Below are 16,328 nucleotides of genomic sequence, written 5' to 3' on the forward strand. Positions count from 1 at the left end.
TAAAGTACCTAATGAAACTCATGAGGTACTTTTTTATTGTTCGTTTATTTAAAGATAAATTAAAAAATCATTCCGACTTTTCAAAAACATAGGCTTTCTTGGGAAATGGATATTCCTTAAAGAACTTGCGGTTGCGGCCCTGATCCCCATTCCAAGTTTTATCCAGATCCATCACAAGATTATGGTCCTGATTGATCTGGTAATATAAATTCACGTCAGCGGCAGCACAGCGCACCACAATCTCTTTTTCCACTGGCTCAACATGCCATTGCACCTGCTTACAGGTTTGCTCTATTTTGGTCATATTGCGCGATGGATCTGAACCCAAACGCCCGAAACTGGTATTGGTCCAATAGACTGAACCATCTTCTAACAAAGTTAAGATATATTCCGCTTCTTTTTCATCTTTGACACAACCAGCAAATGCATCAGTACAAGGAATACGCGCATGATAGCGCCCAACATATTGCATATCTTGTTGAGTCGGTTGCGTCATATGTTTAGAAGCAACATGAGGAACTGTTGCTTGTCCAGCAACCTCAGTCAGTGACATTCCTTCACTTGCATTTGTTCGTGTTTGCTCAGCATCTAACATGACAGGAATAGAACTTTCATCAGTAGTTGGCTGCGCTTGGTTTGAGGTTTTCATTGAATCCGGATGATAGCTATCACAAGCACTCAACCCTAAACTCAATAAAAATCCTACACTAACATGCTGTAAGAAGAACCTGAACTGCATATCCACAAATCTCTAATATCAACATCATTGTCACACTTTTTTCAAAAACATACGATGGTTCTGCAAAATATAGGAAGCATTTGAATATTCGTCTATTCCTCAAAATGGGTAATTATGGCGGACGTAACTTGATGAAATAGCAAATTAACAAAGCAGTATGCTTTAAGTCGGTGCATTTTAGGCGATACTGTCGTTTTTTCCATCAGCCTTTTACACACCGTAACGATTCTTCCATCTGTTTAAACTTTAAAAAAAACAGTTCATCCCTATCTCATTATTAACAGCGATTTATCATGAATGAAGCCTCATTCTGTTGCTGTATCAAATATTTTAGGAGAAAAATTAAATGGCCAATTCTGGTTTATATCGCTCAAACCGACAAAGCATGATCGCTGGTGTAATGGGCGGTATTGCGGAACGTTTTGGTTGGAATGCAAATTTATTACGCTTGATCTTTGTCGTGATTTCACTCATGAGCGCAGCTTTCCCTGGTATTTTGGTTTACCTGATTTTGTGGTTAGTGATTCCAAAACAACAGCAAAGTCGCGTTGATTATGTACAAGGCTATAATCAGCCCGTAAAAACCGTTTATGAAGACCAAAGCATAAAACGTTAATTTATTTACCTCTTTTGGTCGCTACGGTTGAATTTCCCCCTAATACAACCGTAGCTTTTTTTTATTCTGATTGAAGCTTTTGACGACTGAGTTGTTGTTGAAGCGCAGCGATCATATCCGCACGACTAATAATGCCAATCAAACGTTGATTTTCCACGACAGGAATATAATTAAAAGACTTCTCCACAAAATAAGGGATTAAATCCTGAATGGGTTGGGAGGGATCAACGATGACAACACGGTGACTCATAATTTGTCGGACATAGTGTTGCCAAGAATTTCTTGGATCAGTTGCACTTTTAAACCATTCCACCACTTCATACAAAGCCAATGTCCCCACCAAATGATTCTCGTTATTCACCACAGGCAAACTCATCAGATTCACTGCTTTAAATTTATCCAAAGCCTGATGAATATCATCATCTTCATGCAGTTTCATCACATCTCGGCTCATAATGTCTTGGCAAACAAATAAGTTCGTCAAACGTTCATTGGCTCGTTCTTGTGCTTCTAAAATAATTTTTTCCAAATCATATTGGCTAATGTCTAATAGCTCAGTGTGATGCGCCAAAGCATATCTAATATCTTTCGGTTGAATCGACACTTTTTGGGTTGGTGTAGGGTCTTTAGAGCGTTCATTAATATGCGCTGTTATTGGATAATGACGCCCAATCAACCGATTAAAAAAGACAGCAATCAATAATAATAAAATCGAATTGAGTAACACAGGATATAAAATAAAGTGAAAACCTAAACGGTGTACAGCATCCCCACCTAATACCGCTGTAATCGCCACTGCGCCGCTTGGAGGATGCAATGAATCAGTGGTCATCATCATAAAAATGGCTAACCCAACTGCGACACTAAAAGCAGAGGTTAAATCAGGCAATAACTGTGTACATGTCACACCAATTAAACCTGCCAATATGTTGCCAACCACAACATTCCACGGTTGCGCTAAAGGACTATTCGGAACTGCAAAAAGCAGTACAGAAGAGGCACCCATAGGAGCAATATACCAAGCATTCATACCACCCAATACATACCAACTAATTAAAGAGGATATTGCTAAACCACAAAGCGCACCAAATCCTGAAAGTAAACGTTCTTTCAAAGGTAATACTTTATAATTGGGTTTTAAGAAATTTAGCCAGTCTGATTGGGTTAAGCTCACAATGCACCTTGCTGGAATCGTCTTGTTCTCATTGGGTGCAGTAGTATACTGTCATCTTAAAGTAAAGATGTATTTAAATTATAGTTTTAATGTATGCTCAAATCTGCTGAACACAAATCATATCAATTGAGATATTCTCGTAGTTGCTCCAAGCGCTCTGCGTATCTTTGCATAGGGCAAAATTGATACATCGGCGAACCGATATAAGCACCAGCATTACGGCACTCTTGATCGACAAAATTTTTCCAGAGCTGTTGTGATTTCATAATGTCCTGATAGCGTTCAAGCTGCTTGTATTCCTGACTCTGTTTTTTTATTTGATCCAATAACTGCACAATCTGCTTTGCATATAAAGTTTTGGTTCTGGTGCTACAGATCTCCACCACAGCATTATTAATATTCCCCAGTTTTAGCTGTTGAATGGTGTCATCGATACATTGGCTATAAGGATCTATCGCTTTATTTTGCGTTTTGGCAAATACCGAAGTACTCAAACAAGCCATGATCAGTACTGCTGTTTTTAAAACTAATTTAGTCATGAACGTGCTCTTCTGTTATGTTGGTATTTTTAAAATAATAATCAAAAAATGCCTTAAACATATTTTTCATTAAGATACCGCCAATAGCGTTTAGGTAAATATTGCACATGCAATTTCACATTCTGACGTTCTTTAATGTTGATACTATTGAAATAATCTTTCCAAAGTTGATCGTATAATTCTTCTTGTTCATCTAATTCTAATTGGAAGTTTTGACTCGCACCATTTTCGATATTACGGTCAATCTGATTGACCTCTAAAGACACCTCGTGAATTTCGCGTAAATCATAATACAATCCATATTTACGTTGTTCGTCATAAATCAACCAACGTTGATCTTGATAACGACGCTTAAAATGCGGCTGTATCAAAGGCAAGACATTAAAATCAGGCCGAACCAAACTTAAAAATAATCCATCTGTGGTTTTCTTAAACCGCACAAAAGCTTCCATACGATGCTTTTCACGCCCGACCTTTTTCGTCCATTGCGAAATCGCTAAAACACTGGGATGAGAGTAATTTTTTTCGACTGAATGTTGATGCCGAAAAACATAGATACAGTAATTAAATAAATGCTGATAGGCATCCAAGGATTCCGACAAATAAGCAAAATAAAATTGTCTCAAAGATGAATGCGAAAGTTTTTGCTGTAAAGCTGACCAAACACGACTTGCATGTTGCTCATGATTTGGAATCTCAACCACCGTAGCAAATAAGCCATGCTGCGCGCCTTGGTTTAAACAGAGTTGAACGTGAAACTCTTTAAATTGAAAAGCACGAAATACACAGTTGAGCAAACCCACCATTGAACCATCAAAGTAATAATAAACCACAGCATCACTGAACATGTTTAGAATCCTAAACTCAATTGTGGTGACAGTTGTTTTACATACTTGGATGAACCCTGCGTTAATATCTGCTGCCGAATATCAAGCGTGGAAAGCTCTTTTTGAAACCGTGGACTGTCTTCACAACGAATAAAGAACTTAGCACGTGAATACGCCACGCCTAATCGTTTCAGCAAATCAATATGCACTTTACCAAAACGTCGTGCTTGCACGATTTTCTTGGCTGACTTCACTCCGATGCCGGGTACACGTAAAATCATTTGATAATCCGCACGATTTAAATCCACTGGAAACTGTTCAGGATGACGTAATGCCCAACTCAGTTTTGGGTCTACATCTAAATCAAGATGTGGGTGTTTTTCATTGACGATTTCATTGACTTCAAAACCATAAAAACGCATCAACCAATCGCTCTGATAAAGTCGATTTTCGCGTAGCAAAGGCGGTGCAGAACCGACAGCAGGTAAATAGTTATTTTCCGTGTTGATTGGAATATAACCTGAGAAATAGACACGCTTTAACTTGAATTCTTTGTAATGTCGATCTGCCATTACCAAAACATCTTGATCGGTTTCCTGATGTGCACCAACAACCATTTGAGTGGTCTGCCCTGCGGGGACATATTTCGGCACATGCTTGATAATCTGGCGTTCATCTTTGAGTTGAATGAGTCGATCTCGCACTAGCCCTAAGTCTTTTTGTACTTCTTGATGTGATTTTTCAGGCGCAAATGCTTTTAACCCAACCTCGGTTGGCATTTCTAAATTGATGCTCATGCGGTCAGCATAAAGTCCCGCTTCATGAATCAGCTCAGGTGAAGCTCCCGGAATGGTTTTGAGATGAATATAGCCATTAAAATTTTCTTCAAGTCGTAATTTTTTCACCACTTGAAGCATCCTCTCCATCGTATAGTCTGCGGATTTAAAAATGCCTGAGCTAAGGAATAATCCTTCAATATAATTACGTCGATAGAAATTAATGGTGAGATCAACCACTTCTTGTACCGTAAATGCAGCCCGTTTCACATCATTAGAACGGCGAGACACGCAATAAGCACAATCAAAAATACAAACATTGCTGAACAAGATTTTCAGCAATGAAACACAACGTCCATCTTCGGTATAGCTATGACAAATCCCTGCCCGACTGGCATCACCTAGCCCCTTATCTTTATTTTTACGGTCACTACCACTAGATGAACAGGACACATCATATTTGGCAGCGTCTGCAAGGATTTGTAGTTTTTCTCGAATGCGATCTGACACTTCAAACGACCTGAAGGAAACATAGAATATTGTTTTAAAATTAGCATTTCAAAGTTGTGAAATTAAGAGCATGTGAGATGCAATACGTCATGAGGTGACGTATAATTATAGATCGAGGATTTTTTATGAAAAAAATTAATACAATACAATAGCTTGATTAACTCAACACCCCAAATATAAGTAATTGAAATAAATAAAGATTTAAATTACCATGAAACCTATACTTCAAAGACTTGCTCAACCATTAACTCAAAAACTTATTGTCAGCAAAGCACAAATTTGGCGCTGTTTGATCCAAACACCACTTTATGCATGTACTGTGATCTATCTTTTAGAGATTGTTTCATTTACGTTTTATAGCAATTTTTCAAAAGAGATTTTCGAAGTATTGAGTGAAATGTTCTTTGTCGCACTAATCATTGCAGTGATCTATTTCATTCTCGTTTTTCTTCCAACCTATTTCTTTCAAGTATTACTGCTAAGATACCAAGCCCTGCATTTCTTTTCGATTATTGCATATACCTTTTTGTTTACTATGATTGTCCCTAGCTTGATCATCATTTTGAATACAGCCCAAATTAATATTATCCCACTCAGATTTTTTGTTATTCTCTGTTTTTTCTCTCTTACATTTGCTGTGACTAATTGGATTTTATTACTCAGAACAGCAAACAAATCTAAAACCTGTTCAAAGCTGAAATTCCCTAACTAGCCTTTGCCACTCACCACCAAAATCCTTATACTTGAGGGCAATTTTTCTCAAGAATAATGGATGCACCATGAGTCGTGCGATTTCGCATATTGATACCTTTCAGGGCTTGATTCTTGCCCTACAAAACTATTGGGCGGAGCAAGGCTGCGTCATATTACAACCATATGATATGGAAATGGGTGCAGGGACATTCCACACTGCAACTTTCTTACGCGCATTAGGTCCAGAAACTTGGAATGCGGCTTATGTTCAACCTTCACGCCGTCCGAAAGATGGTCGTTATGGTGAGAACCCGAACCGCTTACAACATTACTATCAGTTCCAAGTGGTACTTAAGCCAAACCCAGATAATATCCAACAGCTGTATCTTGATTCATTAAAAGCAATCGGCATCGACACACTGACGCACGATATTCGTTTTGTAGAAGACAACTGGGAATCTCCAACACTGGGCGCATGGGGCTTAGGTTGGGAAGTTTGGCTCAATGGTATGGAAGTGACTCAGTTCACTTACTTCCAACAAGTCGGTGGTGTTGAATGCTACCCTGTGACTGGCGAAATTACTTACGGTTTAGAACGTCTTGCGATGTACCTTCAAGGTGTAGACTCAGTTTACGATCTGGTTTGGACTAAAGGTCAGTTCGGTACAGTGACTTACGGCGATGTATTCCATCAAAATGAAGTGGAACAATCAACCTATAACTTTGAATATGCCAACGTTGAAAAAATGTTTGAATTATTCGATTTCTATGAAGCGGAAGCAACTCGCTTAATGGAAGCTGAACTGCCACTCCCTGCTTATGAGCAAGTTATTAAAGCATCGCATAGCTTTAACTTGTTGGATGCACGTGGTGCAATTTCGGTAACTGAACGTCAACGTTATATTTTACGTGTTCGTACTTTGGCGCGTTCAATTGCACAAAGTTATGTCGCTGCCCGCGCGAAGCTCGGTTTCCCAATGGCAGAACCACATTTACGTGATGAAGTATTGGCTCAGTTAAAAGCACAAGTTGAAGCAGAAGCAGCCCAAGCTGAAAAAGCGAAGGAGAATAAATAATGACTCAACATACAGTTTTATTTGAACTTGGCTGTGAAGAACTTCCTCCTAAAAGCTTAAAAACTTTGCGTGATGCTTTAAAAGCTGAAACTGAAAAAGGCTTAAAAGATGCAGGCTTAAATTTTGCTGCAATCGAAGCTTATGCCGCACCACGTCGTTTGGCATTAAAAATTGTGGATATTGATGCAGCTCAAGCAGACACACAAAAACGTTTTGATGGCCCTGCTGTACAAGCGGCTTATGATGCTGAAGGTAATGCAACTAAGGCACTTGAAGGCTTTATGCGCGGTCAAGGCGTTACGGTTGATCAACTTTCAACCTTCCAAGCAGGTAAAGTTGAAAAAGTGTGCTTCTTGAAAGATGTGAAAGGTCAAAGCCTTGATGCTTTACTGCCACAAATTTTACAAACTGCATTGGATAACTTACCAATCGCCAAACGTATGCGTTCAGCGGCAAGCCGTACTGAATTCGTGCGTCCAGTAAAGTGGGTGGTATTACTGAAAGATGATCAAGTGGTTGCAGCAACCATTCAAGATCACAAAGCAGGTAATGTGACCTATGGTCATCGTTTCCATGCACCTGAAGCAGTGACTTTAGCGCATGCAAATGACTACCTCGCTGCTTTAGAAAAAGCTTATGTCGTTGCGAATTTTGAAAAGCGTCAAGCAACCATTCAAGATCAAGTGAAAAAGTTAGCTGATGAAGTTAATGCCACTGCGATTGTCCCAGCAGACTTACTTGATGAAGTCACCAGCTTGGTTGAATGGCCAGTTGCATTACGTGCGACCTTTGAAGCGCGTTATTTAGCTGTTCCTCAAGAAGCATTGATTACCACCATGCAGGACAATCAAAAGTATTTCTGCTTAATCAATGCCGAAGGTAAATTACAGCCTTACTTCATTACTATTTCAAATATTGAGTCAAAAGATCCGATTCAAATTATTGAAGGCAATGAAAAAGTTGTACGCCCTCGTTTGTCGGATGCAGAATTTTTCTTCTTACAAGATCAAAAGCAACCGCTTGCAAGCCGTAAAGAAAAACTCGCGAATATGGTGTTCCAAGCGCAATTGGGTACGCTTTGGAATAAATCAGAACGTATTGCTAAATTAGCCGTTGCGTTGTCACCAATTACAGGTGCTAATGCAGCCGATGCTGAAAAAGCAGCTTTACTGGCTAAATGTGATTTGACCTCTGAACTGGTGGGTGAATTCCCTGAACTTCAAGGGATTGCAGGCACGTATTATGCTCGCCTTGAAGGTGAGAATAGCGAAGTTGCCGAAGCTTTAGGTGAGCAATACTTACCGAAATTTGCAGGCGATGTATTACCGCAAACCAAGACAGGTACAACGATTGCACTTGCAGATCGTTTAGATACGCTTGTTGGTATTTTTGGTATTGGTCAAGCGCCTACAGGTTCTAAAGACCCGTTTGCCTTACGTCGTTCTGCAATCGGTATCTTACGTTTGATCATCGAAAATGAACTTGATGTGACGATTGAAGAACTGGTTAACTTTGCACTTCAAGGTTATGGCGACGTGGTTAAAGATCACGATAAAACCTGTAGCGATGCCGTTGCGTTCCTTGAAGGTCGTTACCGTGCCAAGTATGAAGACCAAGGCGTTGCGGTTGATGTGATTCAAGCTGTTCAAGCACTTGCTCCAAAATCTCCTCTTGATTTTGATAAGCGTGTGACTGCGGTGAATCATTTCCGTACTTTGCCAGAAGCGGCTGCATTGGCTGCGGCGAATAAACGTGTTGCCAATATTCTTGCTAAAGAAGCAACACCAGTAGGTGCTGTGGTTGAAGCGAATCTAGTCGAAGCTGCTGAAAAAGCGCTTTATGCAGAACTTCAAGCAATCACACCAGTAGTTCAGCCTTTACTTGCTACACGTAACTACACAGAAGCTCTTTCTAAGCTTGCTGCTCTTCGCGCGCCAATTGATGCTTTCTTTGAAGGCGTGATGGTGATGGCAGATGATGCTGAATTGAAAGCCAACCGTTTACGTTTATTGGCTCAGTTACGTGATTTGTTCACGGCAATTGCAGATGTGAGTGTATTGCAGGGTTAAGTATCTATAATCCTTGGTCTTTCAAATAAACCCCGCTATATATTTAGTGGGGTTTATTGTAAATTGGAGTACCAAATTGGTCGACAATTGTTGTCTTCTGCGACCGTCTTCCTTTATTTCTCCGAAAGCAAATTGAACAGCTAAAGCCCAAGTTAAGTGGCTGTGCGGTGCGGACATGCGAGTAGCTTACATCCTCACGGTCCGCTGAAACGCCTAGTTAGGCAGCGTAGCCGCCAGTGCTCAGACCTTTGATGTGAAGATGTCCTTGTGATTGTCGTCATAGACGACTGCGCCGGGCAGTGTTTCAAGGAACTGGTACATGCAGATGGCAAAGTCATCGAAGTCGGAGTTGGGATCATCCGCAAAGGTAGTTCGCACTTCCCCAGCCAGTAAGTCAATTGGAAACGTTCGGCCAACAACCTTTTGAACATACTCGACGCTTTCCACGACGCTTGGGTCGTCGATGTAGCCCACAAGAATGAAGTAATCATCTATTGCAATCCGTAGATCGGCTGGGACGCCGAATGGCTTCCAGTCCTCAGAGAATCGGACATTCGGCCACTTGCCGCAGTACTCCCTGACCTTGTCAAAGATCTCTTCCCGACTATACGGTCGGCTTGGGAACAGAAATGTGTTGATGGTGTGCATCGCCATAGACTCTCAAACTGATTAACTATTAAACTAACCGGCAACAACCCACAACAAAATTAACATGTGCGAGGTTGCCAAAATTATCAAAAATTACGCCGTAAGAGGCTGGGTTGTTGTCCGGTTGAGTGACAAGTTAGCTGTACCTTACTCAACCCGCCAAGACAATTCAATCGGCCAATAATTTGACTGCTGAATTTTCTCAAGCGGAGGACTTAGCATAGGTACGTTAAACAGTACAGACCAATAAACATTGGAATCGTTCTCAAAGACATACTCTAAGTAAACTCTATAGACAGTTGCTGCGACACCAGTAATCTCGATACTAAAGAGTTGTGGGCCTCCATCAAAGCAAGGCTTATTTAGATCAAGGTATTGTGCCATTAGATTCTTGGATTTATCTTTCAGAGTTTCTATGTCATCAACAACTTTTTGGAAAAAGACCGAGTCCAGTTCAGTAAGCTCTGGATGCTGTGATCGGATTGAAACATCAAGCTCTCCATCATAGTTCTTTTCGTAATACGCTGTTGTCATGAAAGCATCCCTGTTGTGTAGCTAACGTAGAGGTCACCGGTGCTGCGCGGCTTTATCGCGCAGCGTCCGGTGGACCGCCGGGTTATGCGCGGCGGAATGTTGTTGAATGGCGTGGATGAATTTCTTGCGCCATTGTTGCCAACCACGATGAACGTAAGTGGCGAAGAATGCGTAGGGATGCCCCCTGACGTTCTGTCCCTCAAGTACTTGCCTAAGCATGTCGAGGTGCTCTGCATTCCAAGCCCACAGCGTTCTTCCACCGACGGAGACTTGGTGGTACGGAGCAGGCAGTTGAGCGTAATGTTGATTGACCAGGCGCAGGAAACAATTTGTGCAGCGGATTGAAAATATGGGTTCATCCCAAGATGGAGACGTGTCTCCAACGATTAGAGTGCCCTGATCGTAGAGCGGCTCGGTGGCGACAGCGCATCCGCCACAACTGGGGCAGACAACTTCAATTTTCGTTGGGCGTTGCTCATGGTCGTAACGCACGTGACTACTCCCACCGCCAGTGCGGGATGACTTCCTTGGTTTCCGTTCAGTGGGTAGACGCATAACTACTCTTATGCGGCAGAAGTGACATATAAGATTCCAAAATCTGCCTCATAAGATACCTATTTTGATTAAAAATAAAACGTGAAAATATTGATTCGTGTTGAATTGAAACTATCATGAGGCAAACAAGGCGTCAACGATCATAATTTCTTAATTTGGTGAGGTAGCGAATACAAACATATGTGTTATCGAACTGAACAGACATAATGTTTACGCACTGTATCAATTTCACATCACCTACATTCTTTTCTTGAACTTGACGATAAGCTATAAAACTTGAATTGCAACATTATTGCCAAAAGGATAAAAGATGATGAAAAAAGTACCTGCACTATATTTAGCGACTGCACTGATCGCATCGTCTTCTCTCTGGGCAGCCGAAACAAATACAAATACAGCGAATACAAATGCTGCAACGGCTGAAAAAACACTTCCTTATGGTGATAACCCTAGTCTCGGTCGAGTATTGCTATATAAAACAGGTAAAGGGCTACAAAACTTAGGTGATTCAATTCAAGGTGCATCTGAAAACACCTCACAAAAAATGAGTGAGAGATGGAAAAACACCAAAGAATATACAGCTGAACAATCTGGAATCGTTCAGGAACAAACACAAAAAGCCAAACAATACACTGCTAAAAAATGGCAAGACACCAAAGATGCTGTAGTGGGTACAAATGATGGACATGTTCCCATTGAACGAGCTGAACTTAGTCAGCCATCATCGAATTAAATAAAAAAACCTCTAATTTAACGTTAGAGGTTTTTTATTGATGAGAGGTATTTAAGCTGTTTCAGTTTCGAGCTTAACCTGACGATCAATCACATATTCATTTAAATTAAAATGACTGAGTTGCTGACGCATCTTAAACGTCGTCCACGGCCATACCGTACTGTTACGCCCATTTCGATCAATGAAATAACTCTGACAGCCCCCTTTGTTCCAAACCGTCGTTTGTAAAGCCTCTTGCACGCGTTGATTAAAATCAGCCATACGCACAGGATCGGGTTCTATGGTTTTGATATTTTTTTGAATCGCTTGTTTTAATGCGTCCATAATATAAGTGAGCTGCGCTTCAATAATGATAAAAGCAGAAGAACTCACCGCAATATTCGGTCCAAACATCAAAAAGCCATTCGGGCAATCTGCCACCATCGTTCCCATATAACCTTCTGGACTGCCCTGCCACACATCAGACATACTCTGCCCATAACGGTTATAGACACGCTGCGCAATTGGCGGTTCAGCCACTTCAAAACCTGTCCCAAGAATAATGACATCGGCTTCAAAGGTTGAGCCATCACTGGCAATCAACTGCTTGCCTTTCACTTCACTCAATGCCCCTGCGACAACATTGACGTTGTTTTGAGCTAGGGCTGGATACCATTCATTAGATTGCAAAATGCGTTTACAGCCGATCACATAATTTGGCGTCACTTTAGCGCGTAACTCAGGGGCTTTGATGCCCTGTTTAATATGAAATTCAGCAATACGCTGTACTTGCCGCATCGCAGCATTACTTTGTAAACCACCATTTAAGGTTTCAAAGATGCCATAGACTGATCCACGCATCACCGACTGAGTGACAGGAATATATTTAAATAAGGTTTGAACAGCACTTGGGAGTGGCATATCCGATTTAGGTAAAATCCAATGCGGTGTGCGTTGAAACACAGTGAGTTCTTTGACCAACGGCTGAATTTGTGGCACAAACTGAATTGCGGAAGCACCTGTGCCAATGACTGCAACACGTTTGCCTGTTAAGTCCACATCATGTCGCCAACGCGATGAATGGAAAATCTCACCCTTAAAATCTTTTAAGAACCTATCCAATATTAATTTCAGGTGGTGTTTCAAAATGTATGCTGATCATTTTAACATCACTATACAAAACTGTGGTTAATGTAAAAGAATCCAAGATTAAAAGCTTTTACATGATTCAATACCTTCTTCGAAAAACAGCATGTTCTTCTTACTGCTCGCCTTATGCGGTGTCTTAATTGGCAGTTGTTTCCTTCTATCCCGACTGTATAATATTTCCCTTCTTGGTCCGGCTTAAAAATTTTGATGAAACTTTCCCAATGATCACTCGATATACAATCATAAGTAATACCCAGTTCTTCTAAACGGTTTTTTAGCCTTTGTGCTGTATGAGCATCTCTTCCTCCCCATACAAAAGCCACTATTTCTCCGCTACTTCTATCATAGACGTACTGTAGCCAATGCTTATCTTTCTTGTTGCCTACAAATGTCCAAAATTCATCAACTTCCAAGCATTTATAATGAGTTCTTTGAGGAATTACTTCATGATTTGATTGTGTAAGCGTTTTAAGTATCTTGCCAATACTAAACCTCGTAATCTTTGCAATATCCCGAATGCCACAACATCGCACAAGCATAAGCAAAATCAATTTGACCGCTTTTGAATGACAGCCTAAATACGTCAAATTATGGTCACCCACAAACTGCCTATTACATTCTTTACAACGATAGTTTTGCTTACCATCGTGTTTAATGCCATTCTTCTTTATACTTGTACTCTGGCATCGAGGACAATGAAGTTCTATTTCGATTTTCACACATTTAAATATAGCTGAATTGTTCCTCGTTGCCTCCTTTTCTTATGAGCATACTTTTTAGAACACCACCTAATTTCATTCTTTTTTGGCAATTGGAAAAATAATTTGTTAAATTCTCCCCCATGAGAAAACCATATCCCAGCGACATTAGTCGAGAAGCCTTTAAAGAAATTAAACCGTTACTATTGAGCGGAAGAAAACAAACACGTCCAAGAGTCGTTGATGTCTATGAAGTGTTTTGCGCCTTGCTCTATATTCTAAAAAGTGGATGTCAATGGAGTATGCTTCCTCGAGACTTTCCACCTAAAAGCACTGTGCATTATTACTTCTCAATTTGGAATAGAAAACCATCAGAAACTGAACCTAGCATACTTGAGCAAGCTTTAAAAAAATGTGGTTGGCGAGGCCCGTATCAACAATGGACGGAAAGAACAAACGAGCTTTATCATCATTGATTCACAAAGTGTAAAAAACACAGATACCGCACGTAATAAAGGCTATGACGCTGGTAAAAGAGTTTCAGGGATTAAAAGACATATCATTGTTGATACTCAAGGTCTGCCTCATGGAATATTTATTACGACAGCAGATAAAACAGATCGTCAAGGTGCATTAGATGCCATAACTTTACATAGAGACACCTTACAAAATGTAGAGGTTGTACTTGTTGATGGTGGTTATACAGGCGAACCCTTTTCTTTGGCTGTTAATGATTTAATCAGAGCGCGAGTTGAAGTTGCTAAACGAAGTGAATTACATAAATTTGCAGTCATACCACAACGCTGGGTTGTGGAAAGATCATTTGCTTGGTTAGAAAAATGTAGAAGGCTTTGGAAAAACTGTGAAAAGCACCTAAATACGAGCCTTCAGTTCATTAATTTAGCCTTTTTAAGGCTACTTTTGCATAGAAAATATTCTGGATAGGTTCTAAGCCTTGAATGTTTGGAATGATAGGCTCATGCATTGGGCCACATGCCATAATCGCAAATTGTGAATGTAATTCGCCTTGATTGGTTTTAATAATCCAGCACTGTTTTGCATCTGACCAAGTTGCTGCAAGGGCTTCATGTTGAAAACGGACATGCGGTAATACTTGGTATTTTTGTGCCGTATTTTGCAGATATTGTTTGATTTCAGCTTGCCCTGCAAAGACACGACTCCATGTAGGATTGGGTTCGAAAGAATACGAATATAGTGCAGATGGAACATCACAAGCACAGCCCGGATAGGTATTTTCACGCCATACCCCGCCTAATTCATCGGCTTTTTCCAACAAAATAAAATCTTGGATACCTGCTTGTTTTAATTTAATGGCTGCGCCTAAACCCGCAAAACCACCACCAATCACAATCACTCGATAAAATGGCACAGTCTTCGATTTCATACCCATAACCACGTATTTCCTTATTTTAATTCCGTGAACAACATCGCATAAACAACTGAGAGGGTCATTATCAAGATAGGCCTTTTCTTAGGTCATTTTTGACACAAATTGTTAAAGTAGTCTGCTGAAGATTTTAGGCGAAAGATTTAGCTAAAATTTACAGTGTTGTCTCAAAACACAGATTGAACTTCTTCATATTTCTCTACACACTTAATCACATAAATTCATAGAATTGGAATTTTGCAAATGATGCATCACCCATTCAAAATGATGGTACTACCATTACTCAGCTTAATCAGTTTCACTGCATGTTCTTATTTACCGACAGCATCACCTTCGCCCATAAAACAGTTAGAACAAGTACAAAATATTGAAGCTCTTCCCAATACCAAAACCAATTTGGCAACATTGAGTCGCTCTAACAATGGTTGTCTGATCCAATTTACAGGCTATTTTAATGGTGGTGAAAGTACAGAAACATGGTATTTCAAAAAGAATCAATTAAAGAAGGCATCTTCTGAAACATACCAATACGTTGTAAATCAAAATCATCTTGCGGCTACATCAAAACCTCTGGTTGATTCTAAAACACGTCGTGCCACTACTTTTGATATTCAAAATCCAGATGTAACGAACAACTTCAATAAATTGAAAAGTCATTTTAGTCAAAATGCACTCGCGCAATGCGCCTAATGCGTCATAGCTGAATACCGATGATGCAGGGTCTTAGAATATTTGTGATCCTGCGATCAAAACAAACCAAGGGAAATATGCTTTTCACCTATTTCTTTCAGTTATATTGAGATGAATTATTTAAATAACATAACTTTTTTATTTTATTTTTCATTTAATTATAGAAAATATCATCTCCACAATTTCTAGCTACAGTGTTTTTAAGCTGTAATTTGCTTGTAAAGTTTTGCTGAAATCCATCGCTTTCTCTGTTTTGCTCGCTATGATGCATTTGCGTTGATGAAGTACCCCAATACGGTACATCGCTAAGGAAATTGCAATGAAAAAAATGATCAAAACAGCTATCGTGACAACAACTCTCCTTGCTTCTGCATCTATTTTTGCACAAAACGTTGGTGTAAATGCCAATGGCTCGGCGCAAGTGAATGTAGAATCAGGTGGCTTGATCAAAGGCGTTACTGGTGCAGTTAAAAATACAGCACAAGGCGTTGGTCATGTAGCTCAACATGTCGGTCATGCTGCTGTAGATACAGGTGTAAATGCCACTCAAAAAACGGTTGGTGTCGCAACCCATGTGAGTTCACAAGTCATCAATAAAACAGGTGAGGCTGTCAAAAATACGCGTGATTACACCGTAGACAAAGCAAATGATGGCAAGAAATTTACTGCTGACCAAAAGGCCAACATCAAAAAACGAATTGAAGAAAAGCAAACTAAATCTAAAGCATTAAATTTAAATGCGGAAACGAATTTAAATACACAAGTGAATGGTAAGACTTCATCTCTAAATGCAAAAACAGGCTTAAATGCAGATCGAAAAAATCTGCAAACAGGTGCCAATGTTGGTGTGAAAGTATTAGGTGTAAATGCGAACGTAAATACCAATGCAAAGGTGGGTACAAACTAATTTTCTAA

General features: G+C 40.1%; 17 protein-coding genes and 2 pseudogenes. 8 read left to right on the forward strand and 11 right to left on the reverse strand.

Going from position 1 to position 16,328, the window contains the following annotated elements; genetic code table 11:
• Positions 1 to 67 precede the first annotated feature (67 nt).
• Positions 68 to 739 carry a hypothetical protein gene (locus tag O1449_RS13860; protein ID WP_269238597.1) on the reverse strand — a complete coding sequence of 224 codons (672 nt, stop codon included), beginning with the start codon at positions 737 to 739 and terminating at the stop codon, positions 68 to 70.
• A gap of 346 nt (positions 740 to 1,085) precedes the next feature.
• On the opposite strand from O1449_RS13860, the gene O1449_RS13865 reads away from it, so the two are divergent.
• On the forward strand, positions 1,086 to 1,355 hold the full coding sequence (locus O1449_RS13865; protein ID WP_004660281.1) for a PspC domain-containing protein: 270 nt from the start codon (positions 1,086 to 1,088) through the stop codon (positions 1,353 to 1,355).
• A gap of 61 nt (positions 1,356 to 1,416) precedes the next feature.
• On the opposite strand, the gene O1449_RS13870 is transcribed toward O1449_RS13865, so the two are convergent.
• From O1449_RS13870 to O1449_RS13885, 4 genes are all read right to left on the reverse strand, one after another.
• Complete coding sequence (locus tag O1449_RS13870) at positions 1,417 to 2,529, reverse strand: HPP family protein (RefSeq protein WP_269238598.1); 1,113 nt, start codon at positions 2,527 to 2,529, stop codon at positions 1,417 to 1,419.
• Between the two features lie 122 nt (positions 2,530 to 2,651).
• Positions 2,652 to 3,068, reverse strand: a complete 417-nt coding sequence (locus O1449_RS13875) for a lysozyme inhibitor LprI family protein (RefSeq protein WP_269238599.1) — start codon at positions 3,066 to 3,068, stop codon at positions 2,652 to 2,654.
• A gap of 53 nt (positions 3,069 to 3,121) precedes the next feature.
• Complete coding sequence (locus O1449_RS13880) at positions 3,122 to 3,916, reverse strand: TIGR03915 family putative DNA repair protein (protein ID WP_269238600.1); 795 nt, start codon at positions 3,914 to 3,916, stop codon at positions 3,122 to 3,124.
• A 2-nt stretch (positions 3,917 to 3,918) separates the two neighbouring features.
• Entirely contained in the window at positions 3,919 to 5,181 is a 1,263-nt protein-coding gene (locus O1449_RS13885) for a putative DNA modification/repair radical SAM protein (RefSeq protein WP_269238601.1), read from the reverse strand.
• 211 nt (positions 5,182 to 5,392) lie between these two features.
• Between O1449_RS13885 and O1449_RS13890 the strand changes: the two genes are divergently transcribed.
• The 3 genes from O1449_RS13890 (at position 5,393) to glyS (ending at position 9,019) form a co-directional block, all read left to right on the forward strand.
• Positions 5,393 to 5,893: a hypothetical protein gene (locus tag O1449_RS13890; RefSeq protein ID WP_269229491.1), complete on the forward strand. Its 501-nt coding sequence runs from the start codon at positions 5,393 to 5,395 to the stop codon at positions 5,891 to 5,893.
• A gap of 67 nt (positions 5,894 to 5,960) precedes the next feature.
• The gene (glyQ, locus tag O1449_RS13895) at positions 5,961 to 6,950 is read left to right on the forward strand and encodes a glycine--tRNA ligase subunit alpha (protein ID WP_018679456.1); all 990 of its coding nucleotides are present in this window, start codon (positions 5,961 to 5,963) and stop codon (positions 6,948 to 6,950) included.
• Positions 6,950 to 9,019 (forward strand): glycine--tRNA ligase subunit beta, encoded by a 2,070-nt coding sequence (glyS, locus tag O1449_RS13900; protein ID WP_269238602.1) that lies wholly within the window; start codon positions 6,950 to 6,952, stop codon positions 9,017 to 9,019. Before glyQ ends, glyS begins: the two co-directional genes overlap by 1 nt.
• A 240-nt stretch (positions 9,020 to 9,259) precedes the next feature.
• On the opposite strand, the gene O1449_RS13905 is transcribed toward glyS, so the two are convergent.
• From O1449_RS13905 to O1449_RS13915, 3 genes are all read right to left on the reverse strand, one after another.
• A complete protein-coding gene (locus tag O1449_RS13905) occupies positions 9,260 to 9,673 on the reverse strand; it encodes a hypothetical protein (protein ID WP_269238603.1) in 414 nt (137 codons plus the stop codon).
• Positions 9,674 to 9,814: 141 nt separating this feature from the next.
• Entirely contained in the window at positions 9,815 to 10,201 is a 387-nt protein-coding gene (locus O1449_RS13910) for a hypothetical protein (RefSeq protein WP_269238604.1), read from the reverse strand.
• A 33-nt stretch (positions 10,202 to 10,234) separates the two neighbouring features.
• Entirely contained in the window at positions 10,235 to 10,693 is a 459-nt protein-coding gene (locus O1449_RS13915; RefSeq protein WP_269238605.1) for a hypothetical protein, read from the reverse strand.
• Between the two features lie 376 nt (positions 10,694 to 11,069).
• Here O1449_RS13915 and O1449_RS13920 point away from each other — a divergent pair, with 376 nt between their 5' ends.
• Complete coding sequence (locus tag O1449_RS13920) at positions 11,070 to 11,489, forward strand: hypothetical protein (protein ID WP_269239718.1); 420 nt, start codon at positions 11,070 to 11,072, stop codon at positions 11,487 to 11,489.
• 51 nt (positions 11,490 to 11,540) lie between these two features.
• On the opposite strand, the pseudogene O1449_RS13925 reads toward O1449_RS13920, so the two are convergent.
• Together O1449_RS13925 and O1449_RS13930 are read right to left on the reverse strand one after the other, a co-directional pair.
• Positions 11,541 to 12,578, reverse strand: a pseudogene (locus tag O1449_RS13925) (flavin-containing monooxygenase); the annotation flags it as partial.
• A gap of 62 nt (positions 12,579 to 12,640) precedes the next feature.
• Complete coding sequence (locus tag O1449_RS13930) at positions 12,641 to 13,336, reverse strand: IS1 family transposase (protein WP_269238066.1); 696 nt, start codon at positions 13,334 to 13,336, stop codon at positions 12,641 to 12,643.
• A 122-nt stretch (positions 13,337 to 13,458) separates the two neighbouring features.
• Between O1449_RS13930 and O1449_RS13935 the strand changes: the two genes are divergently transcribed.
• A protein-coding gene (locus O1449_RS13935) for an IS5 family transposase (RefSeq protein ID WP_269238065.1) occupies positions 13,459 to 14,260 on the forward strand; the annotation gives its coding sequence in 2 pieces (ribosomal slippage) (positions 13,459 to 13,722 and positions 13,724 to 14,260; 801 coding nt in all).
• Position 14,261: 1 nt separating this feature from the next.
• On the opposite strand, the pseudogene O1449_RS13940 reads toward O1449_RS13935, so the two are convergent.
• A pseudogene (locus O1449_RS13940) lies at positions 14,262 to 14,726 on the reverse strand (flavin-containing monooxygenase); the annotation flags it as partial.
• A 240-nt stretch (positions 14,727 to 14,966) separates the two neighbouring features.
• Between O1449_RS13940 and O1449_RS13945 the strand changes: the two are divergent.
• Both O1449_RS13945 and O1449_RS13950 read left to right on the forward strand, forming a co-directional pair.
• On the forward strand, positions 14,967 to 15,413 hold the full coding sequence (locus tag O1449_RS13945; RefSeq protein ID WP_269238606.1) for a hypothetical protein: 447 nt from the start codon (positions 14,967 to 14,969) through the stop codon (positions 15,411 to 15,413).
• Between the two features lie 319 nt (positions 15,414 to 15,732).
• Positions 15,733 to 16,320: a hypothetical protein gene (locus tag O1449_RS13950; RefSeq protein ID WP_269238607.1), complete on the forward strand. Its 588-nt coding sequence runs from the start codon at positions 15,733 to 15,735 to the stop codon at positions 16,318 to 16,320.
• Positions 16,321 to 16,328: the final 8 nt, after the last annotated feature.

It is taken from the genome of Acinetobacter sp. TR3 (assembly GCF_027105055.1).
GTDB lineage: Bacteria > Pseudomonadota > Gammaproteobacteria > Pseudomonadales > Moraxellaceae > Acinetobacter.

Bases quoted from the DNA above. Each gene is read 5' to 3' on its own strand.
- O1449_RS13950 (WP_269238607.1), top strand. From the start codon at position 15,733: ATGAAAAAAATGATCAAAACAGCTATCGTGACAACAACTCTCCTTGCT.
- O1449_RS13920 (WP_269239718.1), top strand. From the start codon at position 11,070: ATGAAAAAAGTACCTGCACTATATTTAGCGACTGCACTGATCGCATCG.
- O1449_RS13865 (WP_004660281.1), top strand. From the start codon at position 1,086: ATGGCCAATTCTGGTTTATATCGCTCAAACCGACAAAGCATGATCGCT.
- glyQ (WP_018679456.1), top strand. From the start codon at position 5,961: ATGAGTCGTGCGATTTCGCATATTGATACCTTTCAGGGCTTGATTCTT.
- O1449_RS13890 (WP_269229491.1), top strand. From the start codon at position 5,393: ATGAAACCTATACTTCAAAGACTTGCTCAACCATTAACTCAAAAACTT.
- O1449_RS13910 (WP_269238604.1), bottom strand. From the start codon at position 10,201: ATGACAACAGCGTATTACGAAAAGAACTATGATGGAGAGCTTGATGTT.
- O1449_RS13880 (WP_269238600.1), bottom strand. From the start codon at position 3,916: ATGTTCAGTGATGCTGTGGTTTATTATTACTTTGATGGTTCAATGGTG.
- O1449_RS13905 (WP_269238603.1), bottom strand. From the start codon at position 9,673: ATGGCGATGCACACCATCAACACATTTCTGTTCCCAAGCCGACCGTAT.
- O1449_RS13875 (WP_269238599.1), bottom strand. From the start codon at position 3,068: ATGACTAAATTAGTTTTAAAAACAGCAGTACTGATCATGGCTTGTTTG.
- glyS (WP_269238602.1), top strand. From the start codon at position 6,950: ATGACTCAACATACAGTTTTATTTGAACTTGGCTGTGAAGAACTTCCT.
- O1449_RS13860 (WP_269238597.1), bottom strand. From the start codon at position 739: ATGCAGTTCAGGTTCTTCTTACAGCATGTTAGTGTAGGATTTTTATTG.
- O1449_RS13945 (WP_269238606.1), top strand. From the start codon at position 14,967: ATGATGCATCACCCATTCAAAATGATGGTACTACCATTACTCAGCTTA.